This window comes from Pseudomonas sp. ADAK2 TE3594 (assembly GCF_053628675.1).
On sequence record NZ_JBRJGV010000001.1, the window covers coordinates 2,986,794 to 3,012,804 of the forward strand.

A 26,011-nucleotide genomic window follows, 5' to 3' on the forward strand; every position below is an offset into this window, starting at 1 on the left:
CAAATGAATCAGCAGCTCATAACCACTGGGCATGCCTAAGCGGGTTCGTTAACGGGCGCGAAACGTTGTGCGTACTCCTTTGGACTCACCCCCATGCGTCGCACGAAGGCTTTTCTGAGCACGTCGACGCTGTGGTAACCGCATCGGCGTGCCACCTCCTCCATCGACCGCCTTCCCAGCTCTATTTGCCGACAGGCCGCTTCGACCCGGACGTCCTCGACGTACTTCGCAGGCGTTGTCTTGAACTCCCTCTGAAACATGCGAATCAAGGTCCTCACACTGGTGGCGAGCCTGTCTGCAAGTATCTCGACCGTAAGTTCCGACTGTAGATGTTCACTGATCCATACGCATAACTCATCCAGGTTCGAACCTGTCGCATGCTGCGACTGAAGTGCGACGCTGAACTGTGCCTGGCCGCCTGGACGTCGCAGAAACAGAACCAGATTTTTCGCGACCTCCAAAGCGATGTCGTCACCCAGGTCTTCGCTGACCAATGCGAGCGCAAGATCGATTCCCGCCGAGATGCCTGCCGAGGTGTACAGGTTGCCGTCTTTGACCCAAATCGGGTTGGGATCCACCTGCACGTTGGGATAGCGATCGGCCAGGCTGCGTGCCATCCGCCAGTGGGTGGTTGCCTTTCGACCATCCAGAAGCCCTGTTTCGGCCAAGGCGAAGGCCCCGACACAGATCGAGCACACACGCCTGACGCTCTCGGCTCGCGTGCGGATCCACTCGATGGCCGTCTGATCCAGCTGATCCATGGCTTTCCAGCCCGACGTCACGATCAACGTGTCGATCGCCTTGTTTTCAAGACGCTCCTGTTCAAGCGTCTTGTGCGCCATGAGTGCGATGCCGGTGCTGCTCTCCAGGTGTTCATTGGCGCCCGCGCAAACAAGTTCAAGGACGTAGGGCGCAGAGTCGCCACGGTGCAGGTTGTTCGCATAGGCAAACACCTCTGCCGGGCCGATCACATCAAGCGAGTCCACGGGCGGCAAACCCAAAATCACCACTCGTTTCTGCGCTATGCCGACAAAGGAATGGTTTGATTTCGTCGTTATTTTCACAGCGTTCTCCCGCATTGACCTGACACGAATATTGGCATAAATCATCTGAAAATAGTCAATTTGGCCAACTGCAACTATTTAGAATCGACAGCGAACCAACTTCATCCCCCGGGAGCAAACATGAGTACACCTGTGATCATCGGCGGCTTCAGCGCTCCAGACTCTGAACTCGCTCGCAAGGCCTCCTTCCTCGTCGAACGCGTTCACTCGACAGCGCTCTTGCACCATGTGCATCGCACGTGGTGGTTTGCCGAATTCCTCGGCCAGCAGCGAGGTCTGAAATACGACCGCGAGGCCGTCTATCTCGCCGCACTGCTGCACGACCTGGGCCTGACGTACGAGTTTGCAGCCGACCAACGCTTTGAGGTCGACGGTGCCGACGCCGCCAGCCGTTTCCTGTTGGAAAACGGTTACCCGCAATCGAAAGCCGAACTCGTTTGGGATGCGATCGCACTTCACTCCAGCGCCGGCATCGCCGACCGCAAACAGCCAGAGATCGCCCTGATCTACATGGGCGCCCATGTCGACGTGATGGGATTACGGCTGGAGGAAATCACGCCATCGCTGGTCGAGGATACGCTGGCCCTCTACCCCCGCATTGGAATGAAAGCCGCGTTTACCCAAGCGCTCGCGGAAGTGGTCAAGAATAAACCTCACACTGCGATTGGCACTGGGCTCGCTGATGTCGGACGTCGTCACGTGCACGGGTTCGATTGCCCGAATGTGTGCGACCTGATTGATCACGCTCCTTTCGACAGCTGACTGCTCTGCGCAACATTCGTGAATGGGTAACGCCTGATACGTGATATCGGCGCGAGCAATGTGTGTTCCTTTACTGCCTCAAACGGTGGGTGACTTCGTACGCGCAAACCGGCAAGCGTTCGAAGTGTGATCTCTATGGGCGTATGCGCCTGGTCTTGAAGACATGCGCATACGCCACTTTTCACTTAGCATCCAATGATTATCCATTCATTTCCAAGGAGTGCCTGATGCCCCCAAAAATAGAGCTGTATGGCGCTCAAACCGGCAACAGTCTGAGGGCTGCAATAGCCTTGGAAGAAGCAGGTATCCCCTACACCGCACGAAGACTGAATTTGCAAGCGAATGAGCATCACGACTTGTCGTACCTTGCGCTTAATCCGGCAGGAAAAGTTCCAACTCTGGTCGACCATACATCGACACCCCCGCTGATCATTAACCAATCAAACGCAATCATTCAGTTCGCTGATGCAAAAGTTCCCGGTCGGCTCGCACCAGCACATAGTGGAGCAAAGCGCGACCGGGTATTTGATCGTTACTTCTTTTTCGTAACGGACGTAATCGGGCCCAGCCATGCCGCATTTTTCCTGCGCCAGGCGGGATTAATTGATGCGGCTACAGTCATCGAACTGCGCGTGATTGAACAACTTGTCTATGCGGAACGGTTTCTTACCGACGACTTCATGGCCGGAGATCAGTTTTCCATGGCGGACATCTCTGCTTTTACCATTGCGGCATCAATGCGTGACCGGCTGGATTGGGCCGTGCTTTCACGCTTATCGCGCTGGTTCAACGCGATTGAATCCAGGCCCGCCGTACAGCGAGGCTTGAAAGCGTTCCAAAATCACTAAGCGCTACTGCGCAGATCTTATTTTTTACACCCGCATTTGTCCTATCCTTTCATCCACCCAACAACTCCGGACATCGAAATGCCCGCACCCGAATCCACCCTCCTCCAGAGCTGGCACCACAACGCCCAATCCTGGATCGAGGCTATCCGCACCGGCACCATCGAAAGCCGCCTCAAGGTCACCGACCAGGCAATTCTGCTGGCGGTACTGGGCCGCCAACCCGAGCGTGTGCTCGATCTGGGCTGTGGCGAGGGCTGGCTGTTGCGGGCGCTGGCTGAGCGGGCCATCGAGGCGGTCGGTGTGGATGGCGATGCGACGCTGGTGGAAGCAGCGCGGGCGGCGGGCTCTTCGCGGGTGCATTTGGCGAGCTATGAAGAGCTGGTGGAAGCGAAGGTGGACATCGGCAACAACTACGACCTGATCTGCGCCAACTTCGCCCTGTTGCACCAGGACATCATCCCCCTGCTCGCCGCCATGAACGCCCTGCTCGCCCCTGGCGGCGCGCTGGTGATCCAGACGCTGCATCCGTGGACCGCGGCGGCGGGCGACTATCAGGATGGTTGGCGGGAAGAGACCTTCAATGGGTTCAAGGGGCAGTGGCAACCCATGCCGTGGTACTTCCGAACGTTGTCCAGTTGGCTCAATGCGCTGGACATGGCCGGGTTTCGGCTGGCTGGCCTGCAGGAACCGCAGCACCCGCAAAGTCCTGTGCCGCAGTCGTTGTTGTTGGTGGCTGAGCAACGGGGTGATTGCGATTAACCCGGGGTAAGCCCGACAAATGACGCCACAAACAAAAACGCCGCTCAAAGAGCGGCGTTTTTGCGTTTAGCGCGGAATACGAGATTCACCTGTATTTGGCGCGCCTCAGTTCCAGGGACGGTCTCCATTCTCGTCCTTGATGCGGGTCGGCAGGCCCATCACATCCAGCGCCTTGAGGAACGGCTCGGCTGGCAGCTCCTCGACGTTGGCCATGCGCTGCACATCCCACTCCCCGCGTGCGACCAGCAGGGCTGCCGCCACAGGTGGCACGCCAGCGGTATAGGAAATGCCCTGGCTGTCGGTTTCCGCAAAGGCTTCTTCGTGGTCGGCGACGTTGTAGATGAACACTTCGCGCGGCTGGCCATCCTTGGTGCCTTTTACCAGGTCGCCGATGCAGGTCTTGCCGGTGTAGCCAGGCGCCAGCGAGCTCGGATCAGGGAGCACGGCCTTGACCACTTTGAGCGGCACGACTTCCAGGCCTTCAGCGGTTTTGACCGGTTGCTCGGAGAGCAGGCCGAGGTTCTTGAGTACGGTGAACACATTGATGTAGTGCTCGCCGAAGCTCATCCAGAAACGCACGTTGGGCACGCCGAGGTTCTTCGACAGGGAGTGCACTTCATCGTGCCCGGTCAGGTACAGGTTCTGCGCCCCTACGACCGGCAGGTCGTCGGTACGTTTGACTTCGAACATTGTGTTGCTGGTCCACTGACTGTTCTGCCAGCTCCACACTTGTCCGGTGAATTCGCGGAAGTTGATTTCCGGATCGAAATTGGTGGCGAAATACTTGCCATGGGAACCGGCATTGACGTCGAGAATGTCGATCGAATCAATACGGTCGAAATACTGTTGTTGTGCCAACGCTGCATAGGCGTTGACCACACCCGGGTCGAAGCCCACACCGAGGATCGCCGTGATGTTCTTCTCTTTGCACTCCTCGAGGTGCTTCCACTCGTAGTTGCCGTACCAGGGCGGCGTCTCGCAGATTTTGCCCGGTTCTTCGTGAATCGCGGTGTCCAGGTAGGCCACGCCGGTATCGATGCAGGCACGCAGCACCGACATGTTGAGGAAGGCAGAACCGACGTTGATGACGATCTGCGATCCGGTTTCGCGGATCAGCGTCTTGGTCGCCTCGACGTCCATAGCGTTCAGCGAGAAGGCTTTGATGTCAGCGGGCTCTTTGAGGCTGCCCTTGGCCTTGACACTGTCGATGATGGCCTGGCATTTGGAGATGTTGCGCGACGCGATAGCAATACGACCGAGTTCATCGTTGTGCTGCGCGCACTTGTGGGCCACCACCTTGGCGACACCTCCTGCACCAATGATAAGCACGTTCTTCTTCAATTTTTCTCTCTCTCCTTCTCTGCCAGCTTACGAAAGGCTGGACATGTAGTCGTTGTAACCGAACTCACGAACCACCTCGACTGTACCGTCGAGTTGTTTCACTACGATGGACGGCATTTTCAGGCCGTTGAACCAGTTCTTCTTGACCATGGTGTAACCCGCTGCGTCGATGAACGACAGCCGATCGCCGATAGCCAAGGGACGATCAAATTGATACTCACCGAAAATGTCGCCGGCCAGGCAGGATTTGCCGCACACCATGTAGGTGTGTTCGCCCTCGCTGGGCGCCAGCTTGGCATTCAGGCGATAGATCAGCAGATCGAGCATGTGCGCCTCGATGGAGCTGTCCACTACGGCCAGGTGCTTGCCGTTGTAGAGGGTGTCGAGCACGGTGACTTCCAGCGACGCGCTCTGGGTGATGGCGGCTTCGCCCGGTTCCAGGTAGACCTGCACGCCGTATTTCTGCGAGAAGGCCTTGAGCCGCGCGCAGAACTCGTCGATCGCATAGCCTTCACCGGTGAAGTGAATGCCGCCGCCCAGGCTGACCCACTCAACCTTGTGCAGCAGATGGCCGAACCGTTCTTCGATGGTGCACAGCATCTGGTCGAACAGGCCGAAGTCGGCGTTCTCGCAGTTGTTGTGGAACATGAAGCCCGAGATCTGCTCGATGACCTGCTCGATTTTCACCGGATCCCACTCGCCCAGACGGCTGAATGGCCGCGCCGGATCGGCTAGCAGGTAATCCGAGCTGCTTACCTGCGGATTGACCCGCAGACCGCGCACCTTGCCTGCTGAAGCCTCAGTGTAGCGCTGCAACTGACCGATGGAGTTGAAGATGATCTTGTCGCAGTTGTCGAGCATCTCCTCGATCTCGTCGTCGGCCCAGGCCACGCTGTAGGCGTGGGTCTCGCCAGCGAATTTCTGCCGACCGAGCTTGAGCTCGTAGAGCGACGACGACGTGGTGCCGTCCATGTATTGCTGCATCAGGTCGAACACCGACCAGGTGGCGAAGCACTTGAGTGCCAGCAGGGCCTTCGCCCCGGACTGTTCGCGCACATAAGCGATCTTCTGCATGTTCGCCAGCAGCTTTTGTTTGTCGATGAGGTAGTACGGCGTCTTGATCATTTCGAGGCCTCCGGCAAGGCCAGCCAAAAAAAGGATGCGCATTGTGCCTTCACTGGCTACATATCGAAAGAGCAGAAAGCCCAGATCGCTGAGTGTCCTGTCCAGAATGATGTATAGCGGGGCGCCGCGCCACTTGATACTGCCTGGTCGTGGTCGTGAATTTCCTGGAGGGTATGACCAAAGGTTCATGCGGGATTTGTAGGCGCCAGGCTTGCCGGCGAAGGCGCTCTCAAGGACGCCTTCGCCGGCAAGCCTGGCTCCTGCAAGTCCGGTTTTTTCTCAGAGAGGAACTTCGACACCAGGTACGTGATCTGGACATTGTTCTTCAAATACGTCAGTCAACTTCTTTAATACATAACCCAACATCAAATGCTCAAAGACAATCAATATTCACACTTCATCGCATCGGAAGTTATTTCTCTCGACAAGCACACCCCTTACACATCATCAACAGTCATTATTAGACGCATTCTAACATTCACACTTCCCGCAAATAACATAACATCTTAATAACACTCAAATTAACATTAACAAGCCTCGCTGACTTTTTATAACAATCGTTGACACCCAGACGCGAGCACCCTAGATTAATGGCACTCTGCCAACGCCCAGACGATGCATCAACTTTGCAAGTTAATGGAATGCTGAGTTTCTGAGTTATTTCATTCCTGGTACAACGCATGAAATATGTAGACGATATTACGAAACTCTTTACACGTTTTGGCGCCAACGCAGAGACTTACCAGGAAATACAACCCAATTATAAAGATTTCAAAGACGACCCGGTTATACCTGCGCTGGTTGAGCCGGAACCGTCGGCGGTATTGTCTCCCCCAACACCAACGCCCCCCGTGTTTCTACTGGACGAGCCACAACCTTCTTTATTGATTGGCGCGCCAGTCGAGCCGGTGAAGAATGTTGTCCTCTCGCCACCTTCGCCCAAATCCCCTCCCCTGACCGAGCCACCTGCGAGTTCTGCTACGGGTGACCGTCAGCGATTGAGCGACCTGTTGCGTGAACTCAATCAGGTTCGTCGAGACGGTCTGCCAGAAACGACTCGCAAGCGGACCAAGGCGAAGGTCATTGCTATTGTTTCGGCGAACGGTGGGGTGGGTAAAAGCACCGTCGCCGCTGGCCTCGCGAAAACACTTCGGCACCCCGGCGGGCGCACCATCGCGATTGATCTGGACCCTCAGAACGCGCTGTCCAGCCACTTGGGTATCACCCGGCAGGTTCCCGGGCTGATCCAGCTCAAAGAGCAAGGCGCAAACTGGGGCGCTCATCGCCTGCCGGGCTTTAGCGAGAGTGAGTGCCTGCCCTTCGGCACTGGCGAGATGAATGATCGGCGCTTGCTCAGGCAGTTGATGCTTGAAGATTCTGACTGGTTGAATCAGCACCTTGCGTCAATGGACCTCAGCGAAAACGATACCGTGATCCTGGACACGCCTTCGGGGGCGACCGTCTACTCGCAACAGGCACTCGACGCCGCCGATCTGGTGCTGGTGATGACGGTCGCCGACGCGGCCTCCTACCTGGCACTGGACACCATGACCCAGTGGCTGGAAACCACCCGACGACGCGCGCAGCGGCACCGGTATGTGCTCAACCAACGGGATGACTCGCGTTCGTTCAGCAGGGACATGGGTGTGCTGTTTGTGCGGCGGCTCGGCGCTGACCTGATCGGGACGATTCGTCTCGATCACCAGTTCAACGAGTCGCTGGCCTATGGTCGGGACCTCTTCCAGTACGCGCCTGAGAGCATTGGCTGTCAGGACATTCTTTCGCTGTCAGGCGCGGTCCATGCCCTGCTTTTCGCGGATGCTACCAGCCAGCAGGGCACGCCATGACCGCCCAGCTGAATCAGCTACCTCCAAAGACGTGGCGGTTGCAGGGGCTACTGGATACTTTCCAGGATCGCGTCAGTCGATGGCCCGTGCGTTGGCGCCAAAGCCTGAAGATCTCAGCCGGGCTGATCGCGGCATTGTTGATGCTGGGTATCCTCACTGCGCCGCTGAATCTGTATTCCCAGGCCGCGTTTGCCGCCGTCTGTTTTGCCGCCAGCCTGGTCATCCGCAAACAAGCCGGGCGCCTGGCGATCCTGACCCTGATCACCCTCTCGCTGATCGCTTCGTTGCGTTACATGTACTGGCGCCTGTCCGACACCCTGAACTTCGAGAATTGGCAGGATGCCGTATTTGGCTACGGGCTGGTGCTGGCCGAACTGTATGCCTTGCTTGTCCTGGTCTTCGGTTATGTACAGACCGCCTGGCCGCTGCACCGCAAGCCGCAGTTTCTGCAACAGCCGCCCGCAGAATGGCCGACGGTAGACGTCTTCATTCCTACCTATAACGAATCATTGGGTATCGTCAAACTGGTGGTGCTCGCCGCTCAAGCCATTGACTGGCCCGAGGGCAAACTGCGGGTGCACATGCTCGATGACGGACGCCGGGAGGAGTTCAAGGTTTTCTGTCAGCAGATTGGTGTCAACTACATCACCCGCGACAACAATCAACATGCCAAGGCCGGCAACCTCAACGAGGCACTCAAAGTCACCGATGGCGAGTTCATTGCCATATTCGACGCCGACCACGTGCCCACCCGCTCCTTCCTGCAGATCACCATGGGCTGGTTTTTAAAGGACCCGAACCTGGCGTTGCTGCAAACGCCGCACTTTTTCTACTCACCCGATCCGTTCGAAAAAAACCTCGATACCTTTCGCTCGGTACCCAATGAAGGTGAGCTGTTCTATGGCCTGGTGCAGGACGGCAACGACCTGTGGAACGCGGCCTTCTTCTGTGGCTCGTGCGCGGTCATGCGTCGGACTCATTTGCTGGAAGTCGGCGGCATCGCCACCGAAACCGTGACGGAGGATGCGCACACAGCACTCAAGCTCAATCGCCGTGGTTTCAATACCGCGTACCTCGCCGTTCCACAAGCGGCGGGACTGGCCACCGAAAGCCTTTCCCGACACATCAGCCAGCGCATACGCTGGGCGCGGGGCATGGCGCAGATTTTTCGGACTGACAATCCGTTGTTTGGCAAAGGACTGAACCTGGGGCAGCGCATCTGCTACCTCAACGCCATGATGCACTTTTTCTACAGCCTGCCCCGCCTGGTGTTCTTGACCGCACCCTTGGCCTATCTGTTTTTCGACGCGCAGATTTTCCATGCCTCGGCATTGATGGTCACGGTCTATGTACTGCCGCATATTTTCCATTCCAGCCTGACCAACTCCAGCATCCAGGGGCGCTTCCGCCATTCCTTCTGGAACGAGGTGTATGAGTCGGTATTGGCCTGGTACATCATGCGACCGGTGCTGTTGGCCCTGATCAGCCCTTCGCTGGGCAAATTCAACGTGACCGACAAGGGCGGCACCATTGAAAAGGACTATTTCAACTGGAAGCTCGCGCGGCCCTATATCGTCCTGCTGACCTTGAACATGATCGGTCTGGCGATCGGCGTGGTGAAACTGATCGGGAGTGATTCTGCCGAGGCCACTACCCTGCTGATCAACCTGGCCTGGACCGTGTACAACATCGTCATCGTCAGCACCGCCGTGGCGGTGGCCACTGAGTCCTCTCAGGTGCGCAACGAACCCAGGGTGCCCGCGGATCTGCCCGTGCGCGTCTATCGCGAAGACGGCACCTGGTTCGATTGCGTAACCCGGGACTTCTCACAAAACGGCGTGGGTCTGGCACTGCCACCGCAGGTTCTGCTCAGCGTCAATGAGAAGCTGCGACTGTGCATTCTGCGCACACCGCCCTCAAGCCTCTTTCCCGCAAAAACAGTCTTCAGCAACGACAACGTGGCGGGCGTGCAATTCGAGGCGTTGACCCTGCGCCAGCAAAGCGAGCTGGTGCGACTGACCTTTTCACGGGCCGACACCTGGGCCAACACGTGGGGTAACGGCCGCCTCGACGCGCCCATGTCGGCGTTGCGCGAGGTCAGCAGCATTGGCTTTCGCGCCATCCTGCGCTTGTTCGTAGCAACCCTAAAGGACAGCCAGGCGCTGCTGCGCAAACGCCCGGACACTCCATCCCCCATCGACTCCACCGCGGACACGCAACGATCTTGAAGCCTTCCATTCGCCGGACCTTTCTTCCTCGTCGCTCACTCATGCTGATCACCTGCTCGCTAGTGGGCTGGAGCGGCTGGGCATTGAGTGCTACCGCCCAAATCAGCGCCACAGAGCCGGCGATGATGCCGGTCGCCGCGTTGCCCGGCACCGATGTCCCAGGCAACAGCTATACCCGCACCCTCAAGGAGCTGGGCAAAAGCTATTCGATGACCCTTAAAGGCGTGGAGGCTACCGACAGTGTGAACTTCGATGTGCGCGCCGATGAAGTCGTCACGGCTGCGCAGGTCACGCTGCAGTACAGCTACTCACCGGCGCTGCTGGCCGACCTTTCGCAGATCAATGTGCTGGTCAACGATCAAGTAGCCGCCAGCCTGCCCCTCCCGAAGGAAGAGGCCGGTAAATTGCAGACCCGGACCGTACAGATTCCGCCGCAGGCCATCACCGAATTCAACCGACTCAGCCTGCAGTTCATCGGTCACTACACAATGCAATGTGAAGACCCTTTGCACTCCAGCCTGTGGGCCAGGATCGGCAACGAGAGTCAGCTGAGCCTCCAGGTGTCCTCGATTAAACAGCCCAACGACCTGGCCGCCCTGCCGCTGCCCTTGTTCGATCGTCGAGACGCCTCGCCCCTGAAGTTGCCCTTCGTGTTCACCGGGCGCCCGGGCGGCCCTGAGCTTGAGGCCGCCGGTATTCTGTCATCCTGGTTTGGCGCCCTGGCCAGCTACCGCGGCGCCACCTTCCCCGCCAGCCTCACCAGCCTGCCGGCCAAAGGCAACGCCGTGGTGTTTGTCAGCGGCAGCGAATCAACGGCCTTGAGTGGCTTACCGATCAAAGAGGCCACGGGGCCGACATTGACGCTCGTGAGCAACCCGAATGATGCTCAGGGCAAACTGCTGATCGTCTCCGGGCGCGATGGTGCCGATCTCAAGGTCGCCGCGACAGCGCTGGCCCTCGGTGGCTCGGCCTTTTCCGGGCAGAGCGTAGTGATCGACCGGATCGACTCGCTCAAGCCACGCCGACCGTACGACGCGCCTAACTGGCTGCCCTCCGATCGCCCGGTTCGCCTGGGTGAACTGGCGAAGCCCGCAGAGCTCAATGTGTCGGGATATAACCCGGGGCAAATGACGGTTGCGCTGCGCTTGCCACCCGACCTGTTCAACTGGCGTGAGCCCGGCGCGCAACTTGACCTGAAATACCGCTATACGCCGCAACCGGTCTCCACCAATTCCTCGTTACTGGTCAACTTCAACGACACCTTCATCAAGTCGATCGATCTGCCTTCTATCGAGAAACTCGGCAACAGCGACAGCCTGCTGGCGATGCTCAAAACCGACGACAGCCTGGCCCGCACCTCGCGCATGCTGTTGCCGCTCAATTCCGTAGCGCTGCAATCACGCCTGCAATTTCGCTTCATGTATGACTACGTCAAACAGGGCGAATGCCGCGACATCATCATCGACAACATGCGCGGTGTGATCGACCCGGACTCGACCCTGGACCTCAGCCAATACGAACATTTCATGGCCATGCCCAACCTCGGGGTGTTCAAGGACAGTGGCTTCCCGTTCACTCGCATGGCCGACCTTTCTGAAACTTCGGTGATCCTGCCCAACGAGCCAGGCCCGGCCGATCTGAGCGCCTACCTGACTCTGCTGGGCCGCTTCGGCGACTCCACCGGTTATCCGGCCACCGGCGTGAAGGTGGTCCACGCCGACCAGGTGGCCGAGCAAAGCGACCGGGATTTGCTGGTACTCGCCTCGGGCAACAATCAGCCGCTGCTTGCGCAATGGCAAAGCCTTCTGCCGGCCAAGGGCGAAGAGGCTGCGCAGTACTTTGAACTGTCTGACCTGCCCTTGCGTGTGCGCAACTGGATCAGCCCGGATACGAAAACCAATCTGCGTGAAGCGCGCAGCAGCTTCAGGTTTACCGCTGACGACGGCAGTGCCTATTTGACTGGATTCGAATCGCCGCTCAAGAGTGGGCGCAGTGTGGTGTTTATCGCCAGCGCAAGGCCCAACGGTTTGGCCGACGTGACCAACGCCCTGCTCAGCAGCGAAGAAAACGCCCGCGAGTTGCAAGGCAGTCTGGTGGTGGTCAGGGGCAAGCATGTCGAATCGCTGGTCGCCGAGCAGGATTACTACGTCGGGAGCCTGAGCCCATTGCGCTATCTGCAGTGGTACCTCTCGCAAAACGTAGTGGCGCTCATGCTGTTCACCCTCCTGGGGATCCTGTTGCTTGCTTCGATGGCCTACCTGGCCCTGCGCTTACGGGCCAAACGTCGTCTTGGTCAATGAGCCGCGCATGCCTGTGTCGTCCATGAGCCGCCGGGGTGTTTCACTTCGCCAGTGCCTGCGCGGTAACACGCGCAGGTTGGGCGCCGTGCTTGCGCTTGCACTGCTGGCGCCTGCGATAGCGGTCGGGAAATCCTGTGAGTCGCCAGCCTGGCCACTGTGGCAAACCTATGCAGCGCGCTTCGTCCAGACCGACGGCCGGGTTCTGGAGTCGAGCCAGGAGAACAATCACAGCACCTCTGAAGGTCAGTCCTACGGCATGCTCTTCGCGCTGATCGGCAACGATCAGCCACGCTTTGACAAACTCTGGCGCTGGACCTCAGCCAACCTCGCAGGCTCCGCCACCGCCACACGCCTGCCGGGTTGGTTATGGGGGCAAGGCACGGACGGTCAGTGGCGCCTGCAAGACGCCAATTCGGCCGCCGACGCCGACCTGTGGATCGCCTACGCCTTGCTCGAAGCCGCACGCCTGTGGCATCGGCCGGACTATCACCAGGACGCCCTGCACCTGATGGCGACGATTGAAACGCAATTGGTCGTCACGCTGCCCGGGCTGGGCCCGATGGTGTTGCCTGGACCAAAAGGCTTCGTCCAGCCGGACGCTCTCTGGCGCCTGAACCCCAGCTACCTGCCACTGCCACTGTTACGGCGGCTGGCCAAGGAAGCACCCTCCGGGCCCTGGCAAGCGATTGCCAACAACACCGCGACGATGATTGCCCAATCCAGCCGCCACGGTTTCGTCGCTGACTGGGTCGGTTATCAAGGCACTTCAGCGCAATCGGGTGCCTTCACAAGCGACCCGATCCACGGCGACGCGGGCAGCTACGATGCCATTCGCGTGTACCTCTGGCTGGGCATGAGCGATACCTCCGAACCGCTGTCAGCTCGCCTGCTCAAACGGCTGGACGGCATGGCTCGCAGCACTGTCGCGACGGGTTCCCCCCCGGAAACAGTCCAGGTTCTCCACGGCAGTGTTCAGGGTCAGAGCCCGTTCGGATTCTGGGCTGCACTGATTCCCTACCTAGAGGCCAAGGGGTTCCCCGGGTTGGCCGATCAGCAGCGACGCCGCGTGGAGCTCGCCTTGCACGAGGCACTGGCCAGGCCTGATGCCGACGCCGGTCCGCCGCGTTACTACAACTTCATGCTCAGCCTGTTCGCCCTCGGATGGGCAGATAAACATTACCGATTCCGGGAAGACGGAACGCTGAAACTCTCCTGGGAGACCGCATGCACGCGCACCACCGCACGCTAGCCATCGCCGTCATGAGCGCATGGACGGCCGCTGCACACGCTCAAAGTCCGACACCACAAGCATTACTCGTCGAGCAAGGGCAATACTGGCAGTTGCACAACAACCCTCAACGCGCTGCGGAAGTCTGGCTCAAAGTCCTGCTGCTGGACCCGACCCAGGTTGACGCACTGTATGGCCTGGGCTTGATCGGCGTGCAACAGGGCAAGCCACAACAGGCGCAGCAATACCTCGCCCGCTTGCAGGCCATCCAGCCAGCGCCTCGGCAAGCACTGCAATTGGCGCAGGACATCGGTGTGGCCCAACCGCAGAACCAGCAGCGTCTGGAGGAGGCTCGGCGCCTCGTCGATGCCGGTGAGCGTGACAAGGCGAGCGCCGTGTTTCGTTCGCTGTTCGATGGCCGTCCACCTCAAGGTACGATCGGCCGTGAGTATTACAACAACCTTGCCTTCAATCAGGCTGACTGGGTTGAGGCACGCAGCGGATTTCAGCGCCTGCAACGCGAGATGCCCAACGACTCGATCATCGCGCTGTTTTACGCCAAGCATCTGGTGCGCCGCGAAGACAGCCGTGCCGAGGGCATCCGCGCCCTGGCCGCACTGACCCAGCGTGCCGACATTGCCGGTGATGCCGACGAAAGCTGGCGCCTGGCGCTGACCTGGATCGGTTCGCCCACTCCGGCACAAGTGCCGTTGTTCGAGGCGTACCTCAAGTCGCATCCGGATGACGTGGAAATCCGGGCGCAGATGAACAAGGGCAAGCAACAGGTAGCAACGACGGCCAGCAAGGAATGGCAACCGCCCGCCGAAGTCGCGCGCGGCCTGAAGGCGCTCAAAGAAGGCGATCAGGCCACCGCCGAACAGGCTTTTCAAGCACGCTTGAAAACCCGGCCCGATGATGCTGATGCGCTGGGTGGCCTTGGGGTTATTCGCCAGCAGCAACACCGCCTGGCCGAAGCGGAAAAGCTCTTGAGTCAGGCCACACGACAAAACGACGGCAGCCGCTGGCAAGTTGCGCTGAACGAAGTGCGCTACTGGTCTGCGTTGCAGCAGGCCCGCGACGCCCAGGCCAAAGGCCAGACAGCCCAGGCACAGGCCTTGGTCAACCAGGCGCTGCGGCTGAATCCAAACGGGGTGGATGCTCGCCTCGCCCTGGCGGATATTCAGGCCGGCGCGGGCCAGTTCGATGACGCTCAGCGCAACTATCGGCAGATTTTGAACCAGCGCCGCGACGACCCTCAGGCACAGGAAGGGCTGGTCAATGTGCTGCTCAAGAGCGGCAAGAACGATGAAGCCCTGCAACTGATCAACAGCCTGCCCGCCACCGGACAGGCCAGGATCGGCCAGTCCGCACGCCTGCAAGCCTTGCGCGCGACGCAACTGGCCGCACTCGCCGAACAACGCAATGACCTGCCCGCTGCGCGCAGCGCCTTGCAAGACGCACTGCGCGTTGAGCCGGACAACATCTGGACACGTTTCGCCCTGGCCCGCCTGAATCTGGCGATGGGCGAACCGCAAAAGGCTCGGGACCTGATCAACGCCATGCTCCAGGCCCGCCCCGACAATGCCGATGCGCTTTACGTCAGCGCCTTGCTGTCGGTGCAGATGGGTGAGTGGAAAGCCGCCCAGACCACGTTGGGACGCTTGCGCCCCGACCAGCGCACCCCGGACATGGACGCGCTGGCCGCTGATGTCAGCCTCAACCTGCAACTGCGCCAAGCGATCGAGTTGGGCAAGCGCGGCCAGCGCCAGGAAGCCCTGACCTTGCTCGATCGTATTCAGCCAATGGCCAACAACAGTCCCGATCGCATGGCGAGCCTGGCCTCGGCGTATGTCGACATCGGCGAGCCGACCCGAGCGCTGGCCCTCATGCGCGGCCAGTTGCAAAACACCACGGCGCCCTCGGCGGATTTCATCCTGCAATATGCCGCTGTCCTGCTTAAAACCGGAGAAGACGCACAGGTCAACGAGATTCTGCGCGACCTTCAGAACAGGCCCTTGAACGCGCCGGCTCGCAAGCGTTTCGACGACCTGCTCTATCTCTATCGCATTCGCCAGGCTGACCAGTTACGTGAACGAGGCAATCTGGCCAGCGCTTATGACACGCTAGCGCCCGCACTGGCGCAACGTCCCGGTGACAGTGCGGCCGTCGCGGCCCTGGCGCGGATGTACTCGGCCAACGGCGACACGGCAAAGGCCCTCGAACTCTACAAACCGCTGTTACAACGCCAGCCAAACGACCCGCAACTGCTGTTGGGTGCCGCCGACGCGGCGGTGTTGGCACAGGACACGGCCTTTGCCGAACAGGCACTGCAACAGCTGCTCAAGACTGAATCCGGCAACCCTCAAACCCTGACAGAGGCCGCCCGCCGCTACCAGAACATGGGCCAGACCGGCACGGCGACCGATCTGCTGCGCAAAGCGGTGGCCATTGAACAGAGCGAGAAACGCAGGAGCCAGAGCGGCCAACTGGCCGGTTCGACGGTGGCGCCCAACCCTTTTGCTGGGATTTCGGGTCCACGTAGCGAGGTCAGTCGCGACACCTTGCTGGCAGCGATACCGCCACCGGTCCAAGAGATGCCGGGCAGCGTGAAGTCTTACACCCCTTTTGGCATCGACGCCCCGCCAAGGTCGCAGCAGGCGAGCAATCGATTCGAGTCGCAGCTGCCGCCCGCAGCACTGGTGAGCGAGGACATCAGCCCCGCGCAACTGGCACTGAATAAAATCCTCCAAGAGCGCAGTGCCTACGTCACCCAGGGCGTGAGCATTCGCAGCAACAACAGTGAGTCGGGGTTGAGCAAACTGACCGATGTTGAAACACCGCTGGAAATCAATATCCCGCTGGATGAAAGCCGCGTCGCCCTGCGCGTGACGCCGGTCTCGCTGAACGCCGGCAGTGCCAGCGGCGAGGCGCTGTCGCGTTTCGGTAGCGGTGCGCAGAGCGACGGTGTCGGCTCGCAAAAAGCCGAGGGTGTCGGCCTTTCCGTCGCTATTCAACGACCCGCGGATGGCTTCAAAGCCGATCTCGGCACCACCCCGCTCGGCTTCAAATACACCACCGCCACTGGCGGCATCAGCATTGATCGCCCGGTAAGCGACTCCTCGAATGTCCGTTACGGCGTGAGCGTTTCCCGACGTCCGGTGACTGACAGCGTCACCTCGTTTGCCGGCACCACGGACAAACGCAGCGGGCAGTCCTGGGGCGGCGTGACCGCCAATGGCGGGCGTGGCCAGTTGAGCTTTGACGACAACGAAGTCGGCGTCTATGGCTACGCCTCCTGGCATCAGCTATTGGGCAACCATGTCAAGTCCAACAACCGCAGTGAACTGGGCAGCGGTGTCTACTGGTACCTGCAAAATGCAACAGACAGCAAGCTGACCGTCGGCCTGAGCATGACCGGCATCAGCTACACCAACAATCAGGACTATTTCACTTATGGCCACGGTGGCTATTTCAGCCCGCAGACGTTCTTCGCCCTGGGCGTGCCAGTGACCTGGGCACAACGCACCGGACGCTTGACGTATCAAGTCAAGGGCTCGGTCGGCGTGCAGCATTTCGAGCAGGACAGCGCCGACTATTTCCCCAACGACAAAGCCATGCAAGCGGCCTCGGGCCTGCGCTACGAAGGGCAAAACAAAACCGGGATCGGCTACAGCGTCGCCGCGGCGGCCGAATACAAGGTCGCTTCGAACTTCCTGCTGGGCGCCAATCTGGGCCTGGACAACGCCCACGACTACCAACAACTCAGCGGTGCCCTGTCTTTGCGCTACCAGTTCGAGGACATCAGCGGCCCCATGAGCCTGCCGGTCAGCCCGTACACCTCGCCTTATTCCAACTGATCATTCTGGAGCTTTCGATGCCCACTTCTGCCCTTGCCGGCCTGACTCTCCTTGTTCTTGGGGAGAGCCATATGAGCCTCGCGGACCATTTGCTGGAGCCGCTGCACGACAACCTGACTCGCCAAGGCGCCCAGGTTCATTCCATCGGTGCCTGCGGTGCCAGCGCCGGCGATTGGCTGATCAGCAAAAAGGTCGACTGCGGCGCCGAGCGCAAAGGTAACGGCAAGATCGTGATCAAAGGGCGCGAGGCAACCACCACACCGATCCAGGACCTGATCGCCGCCGACAAACCCGACCTGGTGGTGCTGGTCATCGGCGACACCATGGCGTCCTATGACAAGCCAGTGTTTCCAAAGGCCTGGGCATGGCAAAGCGTCACCGGCCTGGCCAAGGCCATTGCGGCCACCGGGACCCGTTGCGCCTGGGTGGGCCCGGCCTGGGGCAAAGCCGGTGGCATGTACCAGAAGAATGATGCCCGCACCCAGTTGATGTCGCAGTTTTTGGCCGCGAACGTGGCGCCTTGCACCTACATCGATTCGCTGACGCTCTCCAAACCCGGGCAGTGGATCACCACCGATGGGCAACACTTCACCGTCGCCGGTTATCAAGCATGGGGCACTGCGATTGGCGGTGCGTTGGCCAAACTGCCCGCCAACACCGTCAGCAGCACAGGAGCCGGTAAATGACCCGATCCGCATGTGGCTGGGCGCTGTTCGCGCCCTTGATGCTGAGCCTGCACGCCCAAGCCGCCGACATTGCCCTGTACCCGACGGGCCCGGATCAGGACTCGGCCTTCCTGCGCTTTATCAACGCCGCCGACCGCCCCTTGCAGCTGCTGGCCGAAGGCTCGCGGGCCAGCCTCAGACTCGAGGGTTCGAATGCGGTGTCCGACTACCTGCCTGTGCCCGCCAACCAGCCGATCAAGGGCACCTTGGAACGCAACGGCAAAAGCCAGCCGCTGGACATCCAGGTGGCAGCAGGTGAATTCGCCAGCGTGATCGCTTTGCCAGACAGCGCTCAAGGTATCCGCCAGGTCGTCATCCGTGAGCAACCCGACGACTTCAATAGCCTGAGAGCCTCGCTGGCGTTTATCAGCGCCGATCCAGCGTGCACCCAGGCCGGTTTGCGCGCTGCGGGGAAGAACGCCGACCTGTTCAAGGAGGTGGCTGACGGCAGCGTGCAACGTCGCGCGATCAACCCGGTCAGCCTGTCGGTTCAATTGGTCTGTGCCCAAACCAACGTCGGTGCCCCGCTTGACCTGGGCCAGCTCAAGGCCGGCGAGCGCTACAGCGTTGTGCTGCTACCAGGCGCAAAGGGTCCGCACCTGTTGCTCGCGACTGACGTCCTGGCCCACTGATCGGATCGCGCCACCACCATGGTTTTTGCCTCTCTCGAGTTTCTGACGTTGTTCCTGCCGCTGTTCTTGTGCACTTATGCAGTGTGCCCAGCCGCCTGGCGCAACGTCACGCTACTGATCGGCAGCTGGCTGTTCTATGGCTGGTTGAGCCCCCGGTTCCTCGCAGTGCATGTGATGCTGACGATCACGGCGTGGGCCGGCGGCTTGCTGATTGACGCCTTGCGGGAAAAAGACAAGGGCCGCGTGCGGCTACTGGTGATGCTGATCGTGCTCAACACGGCGGTGTTGTGCTGGTACAAGTACGCCAACATCGTCGCCGGCACGTTGATCGATGCCGTCACCTGGTATGGCGCCATGCCGCTGGACTGGCAGCGGGTCATCATGCCGGCCGGGCTATCGTTTATCGTATTGCAGGCGATTTCCTATCTGGTGGATGTACACCGCCGCACCGTGCCGGTCGAACGCAGCTTCATCAATTACGCCACCTATATCTCGATGTTCGGCCACTCGGTCGCCGGCCCCATCATTCGCTATGACTGGGTTCGGCGTGAGCTGAATCAGCGTCACTTCAACCTGCAGAATTTCTCCCTGGGCGCACGCCGGTTCATGGTCGGGATGAGCATGAAGGTGCTGGTGGCCGACACCCTGTCGCCGGTGGTCGATGTAGCGTTCAGTTTGCCAAACCCCAGCTTCTCCGACGCCTGGGTTGGCTGCCTTGCCTATTCCCTGCAACTGTTCTTCGACTTCGCCGGCTACAGCGCCATGGCGATTGGGCTTGGGCTGATGCTGGGTTTTCACTTTCCCGAGAATTTCGACCGTCCGTATCTGGCCAACAGCATCCAGGACTTCTGGCGTCGTTGGCACCTGTCGCTGTCCAGCTGGTTACGTGACTACTTGTATATTTCGTTGGGTGGCAATCGCAACGGCACCTGGAAAACCTATCGCAACCTGTTCCTGATCATGGCCATCGCCGGCCTCTGGCACGGGGGCGATAGCTGGAATTATCTGCTGTGGGGCAGCGCCCATGGCATTGCGTTGTGTGTGAATCGTGCCTGGAACAGCGCTACCCTGCCCCCGTTACCGCCGGTGCTTTCCCATGGGCTGACACTGCTGTTCGTCTGCCTCGCCTGGACACTGTTCCGCGCCCCCGACTTTCACAGCGCGCTGAGCCTGTATGCCGGGCAGTTCGGCCTGCAGGGCATCGCCCTCGGTGATGAACTGTCCGCGACCCTGCGCCCGGTACACGGCCTTGCGGGCTTGCTGGGTGTGTTCGGAATCGTCGCACCGCTGCTGCGCCCTTACTATGAGAAACAACTGGCCGGCATTGCGTTTTACACCGCCGCCCTTTGGCCCATCGCCGGTTTAATGCTGTCGTTCGCACTGATCGCCAGTCGCGAAACCGTACCCTTCCTGTACTTCCAATTCTGATGACGAACCTAAAGCACACCCCGCCCCCCACTCCGCCAGATGATCTGGCGACACGCAGCAGTCGGTTGGCAGGCGTGGCGCTGCTGATATTCCTGTTCGTCGGGCTGCTGTCCTCTGGCCGCCTGATCGTTTCAGGGCAGATCTCGCTGTTACCCGATAAAGTGCTGACCCCGCAGATTCTTGACGGCGATATCACTCATCGGATCGCCAAGGAACTGTCGAACGCTCAACTCCCCACGACCTTCGCCGAGCTGGAGCGCGGTGCCAGTTGGCTGCTCCTCGGTGACACCGGGCCGAGGGTTCGTTCGGGTTGTCCTGACTGGTTGTTTTTGGCCGATGAGCTCAAGGTCAATGATCAAGCGCAGCGCAATGCCGATGCCAAAGTCCAGGCAGTGATTGATCTGAAGCAGCAGCTCTCCCAACGTGACATCAGCCTGCTGGTGGTCATCGTTCCAGACAAGAGCCGCATCGCTTCCGGGCAGCGTTGCGCACTGCACCGCCCAACCGCTCTCGAAGGGCGCATCCAGGCCTGGACCGCGAAGCTGGAGGTGGGTGGCGTGTCGAATCTGGACCTCACCGGTGCGCTGACGCCACTGGGGGCCAGTGCCTGGTTGCGCACCGATACGCACTGGAGCGAATCCGGCGCGAAGGCGGCGGCCGATGCCATCACCCAGCGCCTGAAGACCCTGGGCATCAGCGCAACGCCACGCAGGTCGTTCAACGAAAGTCATGCCCCGCTCGCGGTGCGACCCGGCGATCTGGTCCATCTGGCGGGCATCGACTGGCTGCCGCTCAAATGGCAACCCGCACCCGAAATGGTCGCCCAAACCAACACCCACGAACGTCCCGTTGCGTCAGCCGACAGCCCTGATACTGAGGCAGACCTCTTTGGCGATGCCGATCTCCCCAACACCGCGCTCATCGGCACCTCATTCTCGCGCAACTCCAACTTCGCAGGGTTTCTGCAGCAGGCACTGGGCGCCCCCGTGGGTAACTTCGCCAAAGACGGCGGAGCGTTCTCTGGCGCTGCAAACAGCTACCTCAACAACCCGGCCTTCAAGGACACGCCACCCAGGCAAATCATTTGGGAGATCCCGGAGCGGGACCTGCAGTCGGCTTACATCGACCCCATTGCCTATCGCTCGTGTACGGTTTCGGGTGGAGCTGACCGCACGAAAAAAACGATCTGCCAAGCACCCGATTGATGTACTGGAAAATGTACCCATTGGGCCTCAAGGGGGTCTCGTTATGAAATCTGGCCCTGCCCTCGCAACGCCGCTATGTCTCGCTTGGGAGGTACGCCAAACAGACGGCTGTATTCGCGACTGAACTGGGACGGGCTTTCATATCCAACCTTGTAAGCCGCACTGGATACGTCCTGGTGTTCATTGAGCATCAATCGCCTCGCCTCGTTCAGTCGCAGCCATTTCTGGTACTGCAAGGGGCTCATTGCGGTGAGTTGGCGGAAGTGGTGGTGAAAGGTCGGAGTGCTCATCTGCACTCGGGCCGCAAGTTCATCGACGCGAAGCGCCGAGGTGTAATTCAACTTCAACCAATCGATGGCTTTGGCGATCCGATAACCTTGGCCATCGACAGAAGTTATTTGTCGAAGCCGGCTCGCCTGATCACTCTGCAAGAGGCGGTAGTGAATCTCGCGCTGGATCAAGGGGGCGAGAACAGGAATGGATTCCGGCTCATCGAGCAGTGCCAACAAGCGCTCGAATGACGCCAGCATTGCCGGGGTCACTGAACCAATTCCTACCCCCTTCGCAACTGAACGATCGCGGGTTGGCGGCAGGCCACTTTGCGCTATCAGCTCAGCCAGCATGCGCAGATCGAGTTTCAAAGTCAGCCCCAGGCATGGCCGTTCCGGGCTTGCCGCTAGCACCTCTGAATTGGCAGGCAAGTCCAATGAGGTGATCAGAAAACGCGACGTGTCATACGGATAACCCTCGCCACCTACCCAGAGCTGTTTCTCACCCCGGGCGACGAGAATGATGCTTGGCTCGACCATGCAGACGACGGGCGGCGATGGATGTTCGCGCCTGAAAAAGCCGAGGCCCGCAATGGGCGCTCCGTAATCACCTGGTTTCGGAATCTGCGCGCCGATGATCTGTGCAAGCGTTTCTTGCGGCGATGTCTGTTGCGGCGCGGTGTCGTGTTTGATCGTCATGTTCGTCTTGTACCTCTTCGCTGAACTCTAACTCGCCAGTTCACGACCGTCCTGCAAAAAAACAGAGACTCATAGAATCAGGCAAGTAATCCAGCGCAATGCACTACAGAGAGTCTGGGTCGCGCCGGAGAATGTTCATCCGATACATCCATCTAGGAATTTCCCATGACGACAACGCCACATTGGCTGATTAAGCGCCTGGGTCAAAACACTCCAGCAAACTGCAACTCAATCGAAAGGAATATCCGGTGAAAGGAATTTTTCTTGCCCTGGGGCTTCTCGTTACCTCTTTTTCTTCAATGGGAGCCGATATGTCAAACGGCGCGGACAATTTTTATAAAAGCGAGAAAGTGACCATTGAAAAGGTCACCTTCAAAAATCAATACGGTATGAAGGTGGCGGGCAACCTGTTCACCCCGAAAGACCTCGGCCCCAAATCCAGGAACGCCGCCATCATCGTCGGCCACCCCATGGGGGCGGTGAAGGAGCAGAGTGCCAACTTGTACGCCACTAAAATGGCCGAACAAGGATTTGTCACGCTGTCTCTGGATTTGTCCTTCTGGGGCGAAAGCGAGGGCACGCCTCGCCATGCAGTCTCGCCAGATATCTACGCGGAAGACTTCAGTGCCGCTGTGGACTTTCTCGGCACTCGACCGATTGTCGACCGTGAGCGAATCGGCGTCCTGGGCATCTGCGGAAGTGGCAGCTTCGCTATCAGTGCCGCCAAGATTGATGCGCGTCTGAAAGCCATCGCCACCGTTAGCATGTACGACATGGGCGCGGCCAATCGAAATGGCCTCAAGCACGGCGTAACGGCCGAACAACGCCAGCAGATCATTCGCGAAGCGAGCCTGCAGCGCTATGCAGAGTTCCAGGGCGGTGAAACCCGCTACACCGGCGGCACGCCGCTCAAACTGACCGGCAATGCCGTGGGCGACGAGTTCTTCGATTTCTATCGCACGCCACGAGGCGAAGTCACGCCGGCTGGAGCATCGGCGCAGACGACCACCATGCCGACGCAGACCAGCAACGTGAAGTTCATGAACTTTTATCCGTTCAATGACATCGAGAGCATCTCACCGCGCCCACTGCTGCTCATTGCCGGCGCCCAGGCACACTCACGCGAGTTCAGTGAGGATGCCTACAAGCGAGCCGCCGAGCCTAAAGAGCTGCTCATCATTCCAGATGCCGGACACGTGGATCTTTACGACCGGGTCAACCTCATTCCATTCGCCAAGTTGACTACGTTCTTCAAAAGCAACCTGAAGTAGCCTGATCGTGCCCTTGCCGGGCACCGGTTCTCTCGTAGCCTCGTTCCCGAGGCTGCAACGCTTCGCGCAATACAGGATTTAAACAATGACTGATCACCTCCTCCCGGTGCCTCATAAATCATGGGGCGCCGTGTTCGCCATGTCGCTCGCCGCCTTCGTGCTGGTGGCATCGGAGTTCATGCCCGTCAGCCTTCTGACACCGATTGCCGCAGATCTACACGTCACCGAGGGACAAGCCGGCCAGGGAATCTCCGTCTCGGGTTTGTTTGCCTTGTTTACCAGTCTTCTGATCGCATCGGTGGCTGCGCGGGTTGACCGCAAACCGCTGCTCCTTTCACTGACACTGCTTATGATTCTCTCTGGAACAGTGGTCGCGTTCGCGCCGAACTACTGGGTGTTCATGATCGGCCGCGCGCTGATCGGTGTGGCGATAGGTGGGTTCTGGTCATTGTCCGCGGCGACCGCCATGCGCCTGGTGCCTGATGACCAGATCACTCGCGCAATGGCAATCGTCAACGGCGGCAACGCTTTGGCAACAGTGATTGCCGCGCCATTGGGTAGTTTTCTCGGCGCCTTGATCGGCTGGCGCGGTGCATTCTTGTGCGTTATCCCGGTTGCGGTAGTCGCCTCTGTCTGGCTTCTGAATAGTCTTCCAGCGATGAAGTCGCAAAGCGGTTCAGGCACTGGCAATGTCTTCAGGTTGATGAAAAGCCTACCGGTCGCATTAGGCATGGTGGCGGTCGCCGTCTTCTTCATGGGCCAGTTCATGCTGTTTACCTATTTGCGCCCGTTCCTTGAAACGGTCACGCACGTCAGTGTTTCCATGCTGTCGCTGATGTTACTTGTCCTGGGGCTGGCGGGCTTCGCGGGAACCCTCCTGATTGAAGCGCTGTTGAAAAATGGCCTGCATCGAACCCTCGTCGTCATCCCGATCCTGATGGCGGTGATTGCACTGGCACTTGTTGCATTCGGTAGCTCAGCGGCCACCACGACTGTCTTGCTTGGCCTCTGGGGACTGGTTGCGACGGCTGCACCCGTGGGATGGTGGACATGGCTGGCCAGAACGCTGCCAGACGCCGCTGAAGCGGGAGGCGGCTTAATGGTGGCGATCATCCAACTGGCAATAGCGTCTGGCGCAACCGTTGGCGGGCTGGTCTTTGACCTGAGCGGCTATCGAGCGACCTTTGAGTTGAGCGCCACGTTGCTGGGCGTGGCAGCCGTTCTTGCCTTCCTGGCTGCACGGGCAGCATCGCGGGAACGCCACAAGATGCGCCAAGGCATGTCTTGTGGTTTCGGTTGAGCATACGCTTGGTGCAGATAGCCGTAGATATAGATCCTCAGGAGGACAGCAGGATGGTAAACCGGCCAACCAGTATCTGCCGATATGGCGCTTTCAAAACTCGGCTTGACCAAGTCGAGTTCGTCTGGCGATCTATGTCAGCGATACCCATCCGGTGCGCGTAGTTCGCAGCTATAACCTGTTTACAGCAATCGCATGCGTTTAATGTCCCGCTGCGGCGGCTCTCCGAACAGGCGGCTGTATTCTCGACTGAACTGCGACGAGCTTTCATAGCCCACCAACCCTCCCGCACTGCTCGCGTCGACATTCTGACTCAGCATCAACTGTCGAGCCGCTTGCAGCCGCAATTGCTTCTGATACTGCAGCGGACTCATGCCGGTTACGGCACGGAAATGCTGGCGAAAGGTAGACGGACTCATGTGGGCATTCGCCGCCAAGTCGTCCATGCGTAGCGCATGGCGAAAGTTGAGTTTCAGCCAGGCAAGTGTCTTGGCGATGTGTTGGCTCGGTGAGCCCGCGGCGACGACATGTAGCAACTGCGAACCATGAGCACCGCTTAACAGGCGAGCAATGATCTCTTCCTTGATCAGCGGCGCGAGTGTTTCAAGCAGTTCCGGCTCGCTGAGTAATCCGACCAAACGCCCCAGTGCATCAAGCACCCCGGCGTCCAGTGCCTGTACGGTGATTGGCCGGAACCCTTCATCCTTCATGCGCTGTGACAACCGCATGCGCTCGGCGAGCTGTATCACCGTGGCGCTGTCGAACGTGAGCATCATGCCCAGGAACGGTTGTGTGCCGCTCGCCTGAGTCACATGTGAAATGACCGGCAGGTCAACGCTGGTAACCATGGACTGACCAGGCGCGTAACCAAGCACCTCCTCCCCCACCATGACCTGCTTGCAGCCTTGCAAGGTCACACCAATGCCCAGTCCGTAAATACAGTGCACAGGCGCAGTGGCAGATTTGCGTCGATGCAGGCTCAGGCCGGGAACAGCGGTGAGCAGGTCGCAATCACTGCGCACAATCTGGCTGACGACGCCGGCGAGACGACTTGTGTCGCTGACAATTTGGTGACTTTTGGTAGCAGGCTGCACAGTGGTCTCCTTGAAAACACGAGGTCTAT

The 26,011-nt window shown here is 59.5% G+C and carries 19 protein-coding genes; 14 read left to right on the forward strand and 5 right to left on the reverse strand.

What is annotated here, in order from left to right:
* Window positions 1–35: 35 nt before the first annotated feature.
* Window positions 36–1,079 (reverse strand): GlxA family transcriptional regulator, encoded by a 1,044-nt coding sequence (locus AB7M22_RS13440; RefSeq protein WP_454188804.1) that lies wholly within the window; start codon window positions 1,077–1,079, stop codon window positions 36–38.
* A 105-nt stretch (window positions 1,080–1,184) separates the two neighbouring features.
* On the opposite strand from AB7M22_RS13440, the gene AB7M22_RS13445 reads away from it, so the two are divergent.
* From AB7M22_RS13445 to AB7M22_RS13455, 3 genes are all read left to right on the forward strand, one after another.
* Entirely contained in the window at window positions 1,185–1,826 is a 642-nt protein-coding gene (locus AB7M22_RS13445; RefSeq protein ID WP_454186657.1) for an HD domain-containing protein, read from the forward strand.
* A gap of 227 nt (window positions 1,827–2,053) precedes the next feature.
* The gene (locus AB7M22_RS13450; RefSeq protein ID WP_454186658.1) at window positions 2,054–2,674 is read left to right on the forward strand and encodes a glutathione S-transferase family protein; all 621 of its coding nucleotides are present in this window, start codon (window positions 2,054–2,056) and stop codon (window positions 2,672–2,674) included.
* Between the two features lie 78 nt (window positions 2,675–2,752).
* Entirely contained in the window at window positions 2,753–3,433 is a 681-nt protein-coding gene (locus tag AB7M22_RS13455) for a class I SAM-dependent methyltransferase (protein ID WP_454186659.1), read from the forward strand.
* A 105-nt stretch (window positions 3,434–3,538) separates the two neighbouring features.
* Here AB7M22_RS13455 and AB7M22_RS13460 read toward each other — a convergent pair whose 3' ends face one another.
* Together AB7M22_RS13460 and nspC are read right to left on the reverse strand one after the other, a co-directional pair.
* Entirely contained in the window at window positions 3,539–4,774 is a 1,236-nt protein-coding gene (locus AB7M22_RS13460) for a saccharopine dehydrogenase family protein (protein WP_454186660.1), read from the reverse strand.
* 27 nt (window positions 4,775–4,801) lie between these two features.
* The gene (gene nspC, locus AB7M22_RS13465) at window positions 4,802–5,899 is read right to left on the reverse strand and encodes a carboxynorspermidine decarboxylase (protein WP_008010364.1); all 1,098 of its coding nucleotides are present in this window, start codon (window positions 5,897–5,899) and stop codon (window positions 4,802–4,804) included.
* A gap of 680 nt (window positions 5,900–6,579) precedes the next feature.
* On the opposite strand from nspC, the gene bcsQ reads away from it, so the two are divergent.
* From bcsQ to AB7M22_RS13510, 9 genes are read left to right on the forward strand one after another with little or no spacing between them, the layout of a single operon-like run.
* Window positions 6,580–7,746, forward strand: coding sequence for a cellulose biosynthesis protein BcsQ (gene bcsQ, locus AB7M22_RS13470; RefSeq protein ID WP_454186661.1), 1,167 nt, complete (start codon window positions 6,580–6,582; stop codon window positions 7,744–7,746).
* Window positions 7,743–9,974 (forward strand): UDP-forming cellulose synthase catalytic subunit, encoded by a 2,232-nt coding sequence (gene bcsA, locus AB7M22_RS13475; protein ID WP_454186662.1) that lies wholly within the window; start codon window positions 7,743–7,745, stop codon window positions 9,972–9,974. Before bcsQ ends, bcsA begins: the two co-directional genes overlap by 4 nt.
* A 41-nt stretch (window positions 9,975–10,015) precedes the next feature.
* A complete protein-coding gene (gene bcsB, locus AB7M22_RS13480; protein WP_454186663.1) occupies window positions 10,016–12,274 on the forward strand; it encodes a cellulose biosynthesis cyclic di-GMP-binding regulatory protein BcsB in 2,259 nt (752 codons plus the stop codon).
* A gap of 7 nt (window positions 12,275–12,281) precedes the next feature.
* Window positions 12,282–13,523: a cellulose synthase complex periplasmic endoglucanase BcsZ gene (bcsZ, locus tag AB7M22_RS13485; protein WP_454186664.1), complete on the forward strand. Its 1,242-nt coding sequence runs from the start codon at window positions 12,282–12,284 to the stop codon at window positions 13,521–13,523.
* Complete coding sequence (locus AB7M22_RS13490; protein ID WP_454186665.1) at window positions 13,499–17,359, forward strand: cellulose synthase subunit BcsC-related outer membrane protein; 3,861 nt, start codon at window positions 13,499–13,501, stop codon at window positions 17,357–17,359. Before bcsZ ends, AB7M22_RS13490 begins: the two co-directional genes overlap by 25 nt.
* Before the next feature lie 17 nt (window positions 17,360–17,376).
* Window positions 17,377–18,045: an SGNH/GDSL hydrolase family protein gene (locus AB7M22_RS13495; protein ID WP_454186666.1), complete on the forward strand. Its 669-nt coding sequence runs from the start codon at window positions 17,377–17,379 to the stop codon at window positions 18,043–18,045.
* Window positions 18,042–18,716, forward strand: coding sequence for an alginate O-acetyltransferase AlgF (locus AB7M22_RS13500; RefSeq protein ID WP_454186667.1), 675 nt, complete (start codon window positions 18,042–18,044; stop codon window positions 18,714–18,716). The genes AB7M22_RS13495 and AB7M22_RS13500 overlap by 4 nt, the downstream gene beginning before the upstream one ends.
* Window positions 18,717–18,734: 18 nt before the next feature.
* A complete protein-coding gene (locus AB7M22_RS13505; RefSeq protein ID WP_454186668.1) occupies window positions 18,735–20,144 on the forward strand; it encodes an MBOAT family O-acyltransferase in 1,410 nt (469 codons plus the stop codon).
* Window positions 20,144–21,349: an alginate O-acetyltransferase AlgX-related protein gene (locus AB7M22_RS13510; RefSeq protein ID WP_454186669.1), complete on the forward strand. Its 1,206-nt coding sequence runs from the start codon at window positions 20,144–20,146 to the stop codon at window positions 21,347–21,349. Before AB7M22_RS13505 ends, AB7M22_RS13510 begins: the two co-directional genes overlap by 1 nt.
* A gap of 41 nt (window positions 21,350–21,390) precedes the next feature.
* On the opposite strand, the gene AB7M22_RS13515 is transcribed toward AB7M22_RS13510, so the two are convergent.
* Window positions 21,391–22,317: an AraC family transcriptional regulator gene (locus AB7M22_RS13515; RefSeq protein ID WP_454186670.1), complete on the reverse strand. Its 927-nt coding sequence runs from the start codon at window positions 22,315–22,317 to the stop codon at window positions 21,391–21,393.
* Window positions 22,318–22,616: 299 nt separating this feature from the next.
* Between AB7M22_RS13515 and AB7M22_RS13520 the strand changes: the two genes are divergently transcribed.
* Both AB7M22_RS13520 and AB7M22_RS13525 read left to right on the forward strand, forming a co-directional pair.
* On the forward strand, window positions 22,617–23,588 hold the full coding sequence (locus AB7M22_RS13520; RefSeq protein ID WP_454188805.1) for an alpha/beta hydrolase: 972 nt from the start codon (window positions 22,617–22,619) through the stop codon (window positions 23,586–23,588).
* 85 nt (window positions 23,589–23,673) lie between these two features.
* Window positions 23,674–24,888: an MFS transporter gene (locus tag AB7M22_RS13525; protein WP_454186671.1), complete on the forward strand. Its 1,215-nt coding sequence runs from the start codon at window positions 23,674–23,676 to the stop codon at window positions 24,886–24,888.
* Between the two features lie 182 nt (window positions 24,889–25,070).
* Here AB7M22_RS13525 and AB7M22_RS13530 read toward each other — a convergent pair whose 3' ends face one another.
* The gene (locus AB7M22_RS13530) at window positions 25,071–25,982 is read right to left on the reverse strand and encodes an AraC family transcriptional regulator N-terminal domain-containing protein (protein ID WP_454188806.1); all 912 of its coding nucleotides are present in this window, start codon (window positions 25,980–25,982) and stop codon (window positions 25,071–25,073) included.
* Window positions 25,983–26,011 lie beyond the last annotated feature (29 nt).